At 62.8% G+C, this 10,999-nt stretch carries 8 protein-coding genes and 3 pseudogenes; 8 read left to right on the top strand and 3 right to left on the bottom strand.

Annotated elements, in window-relative coordinates; all coding sequences use genetic code 11:
* Positions 1-407: 407 nt before the first annotated feature.
* The 5 genes and pseudogenes from VML93_RS26745 to nrdE form a co-directional block, all read left to right on the top strand.
* Positions 408-647 (top strand): redoxin NrdH, encoded by a 240-nt coding sequence (locus tag VML93_RS26745; RefSeq protein WP_325615277.1) that lies wholly within the window; start codon positions 408-410, stop codon positions 645-647.
* 97 nt (positions 648-744) lie between these two features.
* A complete protein-coding gene (nrdI, locus tag VML93_RS26740; RefSeq protein ID WP_325615278.1) occupies positions 745-1,203 on the top strand; it encodes a class Ib ribonucleoside-diphosphate reductase assembly flavoprotein NrdI in 459 nt (152 codons plus the stop codon).
* Positions 1,173-1,730, top strand: a pseudogene (locus VML93_RS26735) (ribonucleotide reductase N-terminal alpha domain-containing protein); the annotation flags it as partial. The gene nrdI and the pseudogene VML93_RS26735, both read left to right, overlap by 31 nt.
* Positions 1,719-2,924, top strand: a pseudogene (locus VML93_RS26730) (LAGLIDADG family homing endonuclease); the annotation flags it as partial. The pseudogenes VML93_RS26735 and VML93_RS26730, both read left to right, overlap by 12 nt.
* A gap of 24 nt (positions 2,925-2,948) precedes the next feature.
* A pseudogene (gene nrdE / locus VML93_RS26725) lies at positions 2,949-4,565 on the top strand (class 1b ribonucleoside-diphosphate reductase subunit alpha); the annotation flags it as partial.
* Between the two features lie 34 nt (positions 4,566-4,599).
* Here nrdE and VML93_RS26720 read toward each other — a convergent pair.
* Complete coding sequence (locus tag VML93_RS26720) at positions 4,600-5,073, bottom strand: glyoxalase (RefSeq protein WP_325615276.1); 474 nt, start codon at positions 5,071-5,073, stop codon at positions 4,600-4,602.
* Between the two features lie 227 nt (positions 5,074-5,300).
* Between VML93_RS26720 and VML93_RS26715 the strand changes: the two genes are divergently transcribed.
* Entirely contained in the window at positions 5,301-6,041 is a 741-nt protein-coding gene (locus VML93_RS26715) for a TetR/AcrR family transcriptional regulator (protein WP_414686451.1), read from the top strand.
* Between the two features lie 151 nt (positions 6,042-6,192).
* Positions 6,193-7,755: an NAD(P)/FAD-dependent oxidoreductase gene (locus VML93_RS26710; protein WP_325615274.1), complete on the top strand. Its 1,563-nt coding sequence runs from the start codon at positions 6,193-6,195 to the stop codon at positions 7,753-7,755.
* A gap of 210 nt (positions 7,756-7,965) precedes the next feature.
* Here VML93_RS26710 and VML93_RS26705 read toward each other — a convergent pair whose 3' ends face one another.
* On the bottom strand, positions 7,966-8,718 hold the full coding sequence (locus tag VML93_RS26705; RefSeq protein ID WP_325615273.1) for an O-methyltransferase: 753 nt from the start codon (positions 8,716-8,718) through the stop codon (positions 7,966-7,968).
* Positions 8,719-9,372: 654 nt separating this feature from the next.
* Here VML93_RS26705 and VML93_RS26695 point away from each other — a divergent pair.
* The gene (locus tag VML93_RS26695; protein ID WP_325615272.1) at positions 9,373-10,293 is read left to right on the top strand and encodes a metal-dependent hydrolase; all 921 of its coding nucleotides are present in this window, start codon (positions 9,373-9,375) and stop codon (positions 10,291-10,293) included.
* A 123-nt stretch (positions 10,294-10,416) separates the two neighbouring features.
* Here the strand turns inward: VML93_RS26695 and VML93_RS26690 are convergent.
* Positions 10,417-10,999, bottom strand: a 583-nt coding sequence (locus VML93_RS26690) for a phytoene desaturase family protein (protein WP_414686450.1), incomplete at its 5' end; no start/stop codon positions are given.

The raw sequence follows: 10,999 nt of genomic DNA, 5'->3' as shown, positions 1-10,999 counted from the left end.
GCGGGACGCGCGCAACGGCACTTGTCGGTGGCCGCTGATATACCGGTATGTATGGCCACCGTGAGCGCGTCTTGTGATCTGCGACACGCCGAGCCGCGCGCGACACACGGCTTACGACCAGGGAATTTCAGAAATGTTATTCAGAACATCTTGTATCTGGACCACTTGTCACCCACTAGGTGTAGTGTTTCGAGCGTCGGCAGAACCCAGGATCGTCAAGCCAGCCAGGCTTGGTGGGCCTCCCGGAATCGGTACCACCAGGGCATTCGACCTGGCAGCCGTAGGACGGGAATTTGGGGGCTTGACGGACTGCTGAATACAGCACAGACGTACCACCCCAGTAGTTGCCAGTTCGTGACAGTTCCAAGACACGTTCCGCCATCTTCCGCAAAGGAGCGGCATTTCCGATGAGCATCACCGTCTACACCAAGCCCGCATGCGTGCAGTGCAGCGCCACCTACAAGGCGCTGGACAAGCAAGGAATCGCTTACAGCAAGGTCGACATCAGCCTGGATTCCGAGGCGCGGGACTACGTGATGGCGCTGGGCTATCTGCAGGCTCCCGTCGTGGTGGCAGGCAACGACCACTGGTCGGGCTTCCGGCCGGACCGGATCAAGTCGCTCGCAGGGTCCGCGCTCAGCGCATAGCGCGGCAGACGATTAGTAAGGAGGTTGCGGTGCCATGGATATCACGCGGCGCAACCTGGATTGGATGAGTGACGACCCGCTGCGCCCGGCTCGGGACATGGCTGCCGCGTCCGCGGCATCGTCACTGGTCTATTTCTCCAGCGTGTCGGAGAACACCCACCGCTTCGTGCAGAAGCTGGGCGTTCCCGCCACGCGGATCCCGCTGCATGGCCGCATCGAGGTCGACGAACCGTACGTGCTGATACTGCCGACCTACGGCGGCGGTAAGGCCACCCCGGACATCAATAACGGGGGCTATGTCCCCAAGCAGGTCATCGCTTTCTTGAACAACGAGCACAACCGGTCGTTGCTCCGCGGTGTCATCGCCGCGGGCAACAACAACTTCGGTGCCGAATTCGCCTATGCGGGCAACGTGGTCTCCCGCAAGTGCGGCGTTCCGTACCTCTACCGCTTCGAACTGATGGGCACCCCCGACGACGTCGACGCCGTCCGCGCGGGCCTGGCTGACTTCTGGAAGGAACAGACGTGCCACCAACCGTCACTGCAGAGCCTGTAACCGCTCCGACGCACGCGTTGCCGGACGAAACGGATTACCACGCGCTCAACGCGCGGCTGAATCTGTACGACGCGGACGGCAAGATCCAGTTCGACAAGGACCGGGAAGCCGCCCACCAGTACTTCCTGCAGCACGTCAACCAGAACACGGTCTTCTTCCACAACCAGGACGAGAAGCTCGACTACCTGATCCAGAAGAACTACTACGAGCGTGAGGTTCTCGACCAGTACTCACGCAACTTCGTCAAGACGCTGCTGGACCGCGCCTACGCCAAGAAGTTCCGATTCCCGACGTTCCTGGGCGCGTTCAAGTACTACACCTCCTACACGCTGAAGACGTTCGACGGGAAGCGCTATCTGGAGCGCTTCGAGGACCGCGTCGTGATGGTTTCGCTGACGCTGGCCGCCGGCGACACCGCCCTGGCCGAGAAGCTCGTCGACGAGATCATCGACGGCCGGTTCCAGCCGGCCACCCCGACGTTCCTGAACTCGGGCAAAAAGCAACGGGGAGAGCCGGTGAGTTGTTTTCCTGCCGGAACACCGGTGGACACCCCCGAGGGTCCAAGGGCGATCGAGACGCTTCAGGCGGGGGATCGAGTGCTCTCGCACGACGGGTCCTTCTCCATCGTCGAGTCCGTCATCGAGAACCCCAACGACCAAGCACTCATCTCGATCTCGCACTTCGGACACAAAGAGCCGATCCGATGCACTCCGCAGCATCCGATCCTGGTGTGGACCACGCGAGATGTGCAGACGCTTATCGACGGTGACGGTGCGGACCCCTTCAATGGATTCGTATGGTTGGCGGCCAAAGACATTCGGCCCACAGACTTCATCGTGACGGCAGCACCATTGGAGGGACGGTCGCGGCGCGTTCATGACCTGATGGAGCACGCCGGCGCGGGTGAATACGAAGAGGTCGACGGGCTGATACGTAAGGTCAACACCGATCGTAAGCACCGCAACAAGCAGCGCCACCACCTGCGCTTCGTATCAGTGAATCGCTACGTTGAAGAGTCGTACGACCTGGGCCTTATCCTCGGCTGGTACGTTGCCGAAGGCCATATCTCCAAGCGATCAGGACCCGCGGGCCGGACCGCCAACGGTATTCACTTCACGATCGGCACACACGAACTCGAGTACCAGCAGGAGTTGGCGGCGGCATTCAAGCGAGTGTTCGCAGCGGACCTCGCTGTACACCAGAGTGTGTCGGACCAGTCGGTGCGCATGATTTGCAACAGCAAGGTAGTTGCGTCGCTATTCCTCTCCTTGGTCGGCACCGGATATCACCTGAAACGGTTGTCCCATGATGTTTTGACGGCTGATGAGGAGTTCCAGCGTGGGCTGCTAGCCGGATTGTTCCGCGGGGACGGGTGCAGTACCACCGGCGGCATGGTGCTTGACCTGGTAAATCCGGAGCTGATTGATCAGGTGCAGCTTCTGTTGCGCCGACTCGGGATCGTGTCCAGGGTCCGCCAGTACGTCAACCAATCCGCCAACGTGACGGGACAGGTGTTCGTGCCCGGTCTGCCCGGCGCCAACGAAGAGTTCATCTTTGACGTGGGTAAGAACCTGCATAACTATGTCGGCCAGAAGGGGTCGTTGCGCACGACCTATCAGGTAGTGCATTCGCGGCACGTGTACGGAATTCGCGAATTGAGGCACACGGCGGACGTTCCTACGGCGGTCTACAACCTCCATGTCAAGGACACCCATACCTACACCATTCGTGGCACGGTCGTGCACAATTGTTTCCTCCTCCGCATAGAGGACAATATGGAGTCGATCGGCCGCTCGATTAACTCCGCGTTGCAGCTGTCCAAGCGCGGCGGGGGAGTTGCGTTGCTGCTGAGCAACATTCGCGAGCACGGCGCGCCGATCAAGAACATCGAGAACCAGAGCTCGGGTGTCATCCCGATCATGAAGCTGCTGGAGGACTCGTTCTCCTACGCCAACCAGCTGGGTGCACGTCAGGGCGCCGGTGCGGTGTACCTCAACGCCCACCACCCCGACATCTACCGCTTCCTGGACACCAAGCGGGAGAACGCCGACGAGAAGATCCGGATCAAGACGCTGAGCCTGGGCGTGGTGATCCCCGACATTACCTTCGAGCTGGCGAAGAAGAACGACGACATGTACCTGTTCTCGCCGTACGACGTCGAGCGGGTTTACGGCCTGCCGTTCGCCGACATCTCGGTGACCGAGAAGTACTACGAGATGGTCGACGACGCACGCATCCGCAAGACCAAGATCAAGGCGCGCGAGTTCTTCCAGACGCTGGCCGAGCTGCAGTTCGAGTCGGGCTACCCGTACATCATGTACGAGGACACGGTGAACCGGGCCAATCCCATTGAAGGCAAGATCACCCACTCCAACCTGTGCTCGGAGATCCTGCAGGTGTCCACGCCGTCGGTGTTCAACGACGACCTGTCCTACGCCAAGGTGGGCAAGGACATCTCGTGCAACCTGGGGTCGCTGAACATCGCCAGGACGATGGACTCGCCGGACTTCGCCCAGACGATCGAGGTGGCGATCCGCGCGCTGACCGCGGTGAGTGACCAGACCCACATCACGTCGGTGCCCTCCATCGAGCAGGGCAACAACGACTCCCACGCGATCGGGCTCGGGCAGATGAACCTGCACGGTTACCTGGCTCGCGAGGGAATCTTCTACGGCTCCGAAGAAGGCGTCGACTTCACCAACATCTACTTCTATACGGTGCTGTATCACGCGCTGCGGGCGTCGAACCGCATCGCGATCGAGCGCGGCTCCCACTTCAAGGGCTTCGAGCGGTCCAAGTACGCGTCGGGGGAGTTCTTCGACAAGTACATCGACCAGGCCTGGGAGCCGGCAACCGACAAGGTGCGTCAGCTCTTCGCCGACGCCGACATCCGCATCCCGACGCAGGACGACTGGAAGCGGCTGAAGGAGTCGGTGCAGGCGCACGGTATCTACAACCAGAACCTGCAGGCGGTGCCGCCGACGGGGTCGATCTCCTACATCAACCATTCGACGTCGTCGATCCACCCGATCGTGTCGAAGGTGGAGATCCGCAAGGAAGGCAAGATCGGCCGCGTCTACTACCCGGCGCCGTACATGACCAACGACAACCTGAAGTACTACCAGGACGCCTACGAGATCGGCTACGAGAAGATCATCGACACCTACGCGGCGGCCACTCAGCATGTGGATCAAGGGCTTTCGCTGACGCTGTTCTTCAAGGACACGGCCACCACGCGCGACGTGAACAAGGCGCAGATCTACGCCTGGCGCAAAGGAATCAAGACGCTGTACTACATCCGATTGCGCCAGATGGCGCTGGAAGGCACCGAGGTCGAGGGTTGCGTGTCCTGCATGCTGTGAGCTGAGGGATCAACTCACGTCGGGCATGCCTGGTTCATCGAGCAGCGCGAGGAGAGTCGGCGTCGACGTCGCAGCGGTGGGAGTCGGCTATCAGGCGTCGGGGCAGGTGACCTCGGCGGCGGCCGGGTCCATCCAGAAGATCTGCCACGAGTGACCGTCGAGGTCGTCGTAGCTGCGGGCCGTACATGAAGCCGTGGTCCTCAGTGTCTCCGGCCGTGCCACCCGCCGCGATGGCCCGGTCCACCAATACATCAACCTCGTCACGGCTGTCGACACTCAGGCAGACGACGCATTCCTTCACCTTTGAGGCGTCTGCGGTGTCGACCGGGTGGAGGGAATCGAAGTAGTCCGTCTGCGTCAGCATGGCGAATTGGTTCTCGCCCAGCACCAGAGCCAGAGCCTTGTCGTCGCAGAACGTTTCGTTGAAGGTGTAGCCGAGGTCGGTGAAGAACTTCCGCGTTCGCTCGATGTCGGCGACGGGCAGGTTCACGAAGATAGTGACGTGCAACTCTGACTCCTGGGGTCCGCGGCACCCGCTCTCGGCTGCCGTCACATGGTTGGACCGGGCGCGTCGCCGGAACTCATCGTCGCGCCGACTGTGCCGCTGGCCGCACACCCGCCGCCCAACGTGCGGCTGCCCGCACGTTCGGCGCAAAGGGCGCGCGAGTCGACTCGGAATGCCTGCTCTGCCCTGGTCAGCTACCGCAGCGGGGTAAGGTGCATGACGTGGTGAGAGTGCCTCGACCTCCAAAGCCGCACCCCAGCGTGAAGCCAGGGCGCAAGGTCGACGCACGCAGCGAACGTTGGCGCGAACACCGCAAGAAGGTCCGCGGCGAAATCGTCGAAGCGGCTTTCCGGGCGATCGAACGCCTGGGCCCCGAGGTGAGTGTCCGGGAGATCGCCGAGGAGGCGGGCACCGCCAAGCCCAAGATCTACCGGCACTTCCACGACAAGTCCGATCTGTTCGAGGCGATCGGTGAACGTCTGCGCGACATGCTGTGGGCGGCGATCTTCCCGTCCATCGACCTGGCCAGGGACACCGCCCGCGAGGTCATCCAGCGCTGTGTCGAGGAGTACGTCAACCTCGTCGACAAGCACCCCAACGTGCTGCGGGTGTTCATTCAGGGCCGGTTCATGGCGCAGTCGGAGGCCGCGGTTCGGACCCTCAACGAAGGCCGGGAGATCACGCTGGCCATCGCCGAGTTGTTCAACAACGAGCTGCGTGAGATGGAACTCAGCCGCGAAGCGCTGGAACTCGCCGCGTTCGCCGCGTTCGGATCGGCCGCGTCGGCCACCGAGTGGTGGCTGGGCCCCGAACCCGACAGCCCGCGCCGCATGGCAGGTGACCAGTTCACCGCGCATCTGACGACCATCATGATTGGCGTCATCGTCGGGACCGCCGAGACGCTCGGCATGACCATGGATCCTGACGAACCGATCCACAGCGTCGTGCCGAGCAACCCCGCCGTGAGCTGAGGACCTTCGGCCCGTTGACATCGTCTGGGCGATCGTCAACACTCGTTCTAAACCGATACCGTCGGTACTGGGTATTTGTGACAGCCAGGCGCCTATGGCCATAGATGCGCCGGCTGACACGCCAGCCGAACAGAGCCAACAGGAAGAATCAATGACCGATACCGCGATCCCCGTGACCGAAGGGGAGTCGACCGCAACCCATGCCCACCAGCCGGTGCACACCCGCGCCCTGATCATCGGGACCGGATTCTCCGGTCTGGGTATGGCTATCGCGCTGCAGCAACAAGGCGTGGACTTCGTCATCCTGGAGAAGGCCGACGACGTCGGCGGCACCTGGCGGGACAACAGCTACCCCGGCTGCGCGTGCGACATCCCGTCGCATCTCTACTCGTACTCGTTCGAGCCCAAGCCGGACTGGAAGAACCCCTTCTCCTATCAGCCCGAGATCTGGGACTACCTCAAGGGCATCACCGAAAAGTACGGCCTGCGCCGCTACATCGAGTTCAATTCCCTCGTCGACCGCGGGCACTGGGACGAGGACGAGTACCGGTGGCACGTATTCACCACCGACGGGCGCGAATACGTCGCCCAGTTCCTGGTCTCCGGCGCCGGCGCGTTGCACGTCCCGTCCTTCCCCGAGATCGAGGGTCGTGACGAATTCGCCGGCCCCGCTTTCCATTCCGCGGAGTGGGACCACAGCGTCGACGTGACCGGCAAGCGGGTCGCGATCATCGGGACCGGCGCCAGCGCGATCCAGATCGTGCCCGAGATCGTCGGGCAGGTCTCCGAACTTCAGCTGTACCAACGCACCCCGCCGTGGGTGGTGCCGCGCTCCAACCCCGACCTCTCGCCGTCGCTGCGCCGCGCCATGGAGAACGTTCCGGGGCTGCGTGCGCTGACCCGCCTCGGCCTCTACTGGGCACAGGAGTCGCTGGCCATCGGCATGACCAAGCGGCCGAACCTGCTGAAATTCATCGAGGCCTACTGCAAATACAACATTCGCCGCTCGGTGAAGGACCGCGAGCTGCGCCGCAAACTCACCCCGCACTACCGCATCGGCTGCAAGCGGATCCTGAACTCCTCCACCTATTACCCCGCCGTCGCTGACCCCAAGACCCGGCTGATCACCGAGGGCATCAGCCGGATCACGCGCGACGGGATCGTCACCGCCGACGGCACCGAACACAAAGCCGACGTGATCGTGTACGCCACCGGCTTCCACGTCACCGACTCCTACACCTACGTCCAGATCAAGGGGCGGCACGGCGAGGACTTGGTGGACCGCTGGAACCGGGAAGGCATCGGCGCGCACCGCGGCATCACCGTCGCCGACATGCCCAACCTGTTCTTCCTGCTGGGACCCAACACCGGGCTGGGCCACAACTCCGTGGTGTTCATGATCGAATGCCAGATCCGCTACGTTGCCGACGCGATCGCGACGTGTGACAAGTTGGGCGCGCAGGCGCTGGCTCCGACGCGCGCCGCGCAGGACCGGTTCAACGACGAGCTGCAGGTAAAGCTGCGTGATTCGGTGTGGAACACCGGCGGCTGCGCCAGTTGGTACATCGACGAGCATGGCAAGAACACGGTGCTGTGGGGCGGCTACACCTGGCAGTACTGGTTGGCGACCCGCTCGGTCAAGCCCGAGGAGTACCAGTTCGACGGGGTCGGCAAGCGCTCAACGGCTGGGCGCAAGGCCGCGCTGGCCAGTTAGGCCGGGCTTCAAACAGCGAAAGCACCCGCGTGTCGGGTGCTTTTGCGTCTGCTCGCCGCTGGTCCTGATGGTGGCGACCCGCCGACGCGTTCTTGTCCGGGGCCACAACGAGTTCGCCGTCTCTTGAACGCACTGCTCCTGCGGGCCTGATCACGCCGGCGACGACACAGACACCGAGCACGCATTTCCCACTGCCGAGGCCGCGAACTACTAGCCCAGGAACTCCGATTCGAGCACCAAGTCGGAAACCATGCTCTGGTACTCGAGATGTGTCTTGTGTTCGATGGTTTGCCACCGACTGCCCTGCTGCTGACGCATGTACTGGCGATACTTGGGCGAACCGGGGATTTTGACGTTGTCGGCGAGCACAATCGACCCGGCATGCAGCCAGGTCCGGTCGACGATGCTGAGCAAGTCGGGCAGGTAGGCGTGCTTGTCGTGGTCGAGGAATACGAAATCCAGTGACTCAGTATTGAATCCGTGCTCATTGGCCAATACATCCAAGGTATGACCGCCGTCGCCGACGGTGCCGACAACGCACGTCACGCGGTCGGCGACCCCGGCATGTTCCCAGATCCGCCGGGCGTTGGCCGCGTTGGACGCGGCGAGTTCGACCGAGTACACCCTGGCGTTCGGAGCAGCGCGCGCGATCCGAAGCGCGCTATACCCGCAGTAGGTGCCCAATTCGAGTGCCAGTGCCGGGTTGGCGCGGTGTACCGCGGCGTCGAGCAGCAGCCCTTTTTCATCACCGATGTTGACTAGCCACGACTTTTCGTAGGCGAACTTGTCGAGGGTGCCCAGCACGTCGTCGATGTCGCCGACCTTCGCGTTCTGGACGACGAAGTCGACCGCCGCCACTTCGCGTCCGTCGCCGACCTGACCAACGGTGTTGAGGCTGCGGAGTGCCGGGGCCATCCGCCACACCGACCAACGGAGCAATGGGATCCGTCGCTTCAGGCTCATCGCATCAACAATAGGCGTTTCGGCGTGCGGCCTTCCCTTGACTTGAATCCGTTCGTCGTAATGAACACCGGCCAAATACGGCTGGGCGAAGTCCCCGGATTTGTTAATCCACGTGCGTCGCCGCCTGCCGATGAGGCTCCGAGAGGCCTGCTGCAACCGCGATGTCAAGCCCGCCAACATCCAGTACTCGTTGGCGCCCACCGCTTGCCACCTAACTCACTGGCGCTCAGCAATTTCCGAACCCCGCGGTGATGATCAGCCGTCGCCTCAACATGCCACCGGCAGCACTAGCTGATACACGACCGGCATGGCCCTGCTCAGGCACCAACGGCCGCGCGGCGGTATCAGCACCTCGCCGCCGGGCGGGGCCGTGAGATCGCCGTGCTGATAAGCAAATTGGCCGAGAACGGCGGCTGATTGAATGCGATCCGCGTCATACTGCCACCCGGCCAGTGTCGGCGCAAACCTTTGCCTCCCCGGCCATGCGGCAAATAATGCCTCCGAGCGAATAGTTGGCGGGGGCGACGCCATAGCTAACTCCTTAACGACCAAGCGCCGGGACCGGTGGGTAGTTCACGCGGCTGGAGCCCAGCGGCGGCAGGAGGTCGGGTACTAAACTGACGGGCGGTCAGCTTTATGGGACGGGGAATCGCGATGACCGATGTCGAAGTTCACCACGACGGATATCCAACGCATCGCCGCAAGGTTCGCTTCGATTGGTCGAACACGCCGCTGCACTGGGTTCCCGATGATCCGTTCGCGACGCACACGATGAATGTGTTGCATTTGCTGCTGCCGGCGGGCGAACGGTGGTTCATCCGGGTCGTCAACGAGGCGGCGCCCATGGTGGACGACCCTGAGCTGAAGGCGGCGATAAAACCGTTCATTCAGCAGGAGTCCTGGCACGCCTGGGCGCACAAGATGGTGCTAGACCACCTGGTGGAGCAGGGCATCGATACCACGCCCTACACCGACAAGCTTGAAAAATTCCTGTCGCTCGGTAACCGGGGCCAGAGTCCCCGATGGCCGCCGTTGCTGCGGCGTTTGTTGCTCTACCGGAACCTCGCGGTTATCGCGGCGTTAGAACACCTCAAAGCTGCGGTGGGTCAATGGATGATCCAGAACCGCGGCCTCGATTACGCCGGAGCCGACCAGACCATGCTCGACCTGCTGCGCTGGCACGGGGCTGAGGAGATCGAGCACCGCTGCCTCGTGTTCGACGTTTACCAGAACGTTTGCGGCAACTACGCATTGAGGGCCTTGACTATGCTTCCCACCGCGCCGATGTTCGTGTCGTGGTGGCTCGCGGGGGTGCGGTTCTTGATGGTCCACGACCCGACCATCAGCGCCAAGCCGCGCTGGAGAGACTGGCTCCGAGCCGCCCGCCAGTACAAGGTGCCCGGACCGTGGCAGCTGATCGTGACGGTGCCGGGTCGCTATCTGCGGCCCGGCTATCACCCCAGCGCCGAGGCTTCCACGCAGATGGCGATGGACTACCTGGCGCACTCGCCTGCGGCGCTGGCCGCGCGCATGCAAAGCGGAGCAACCGAACGGTCCGCGCAGACCGGCCTGTAGGCGCTTGGAAGCTTGACGTGCCGCCCAATACGGCTGCCGCGATTATTGTCAAGCAGGCCAGCCGCACGCATTTCCCACTACCGACGCCGCGAACACCAGTGATCCAGATCTATGGCTGCAGCACTAGGAAACGCGGGCGTTCAGGTGCCGCAGCGCCACCTCGGCGCCGTTCCACCCTGGGATGCCGGTCACCCCTGGGCCGGGGTGGGTGCATTGGCCGCACAGGTAGAGCCCGTCGACCGGGGTGGCGAACTTGTCGGCGCCCTCCACGACGCGGCCACTCCACAGTTGGTTGGGCTGCAGCAGGCCGTGCGAGTAGTCCCCGGCATGCGCGCTGAAGGTGCTGCCGAAGTAGCGGTTGGAGAACACCACGCGGTTGGTCACCGAGTCGGCGAATCCCGGTGCATACGTGTCGAAGATCTTGACGCAGGTATCGGCGTATTGCTCTTTCCAGCTTCGGTTTTCGTCGGCGTCCAGGCCGGTGGGGAAGTAGGGCGTGAAAATCGTTGCGCTGTGCTTGCCTTCGGGCGCCAGCGTGGAGTCGACCATGCTGGGGATGTACAGATAGGTAGGAGGGGCGTCGGGAAGCTGCCCCTTGCGGTATTGCTCCCACGCGTCGCTGATGTATTCCGGCGACGGCGCATAGGCAACGGTGGGACACCATTGCCCATTGTCGTGCATGAAAGGCTGCAGCCGCTCGATCCAT

This window comes from Mycobacterium sp., from assembly GCF_035499775.1.
Taxonomy (GTDB): domain Bacteria; phylum Actinomycetota; class Actinomycetes; order Mycobacteriales; family Mycobacteriaceae; genus Mycobacterium.
Note: the sequence above shows the minus strand (reverse complement) of the source record. Positions and strands in the feature narration are given on the sequence as shown.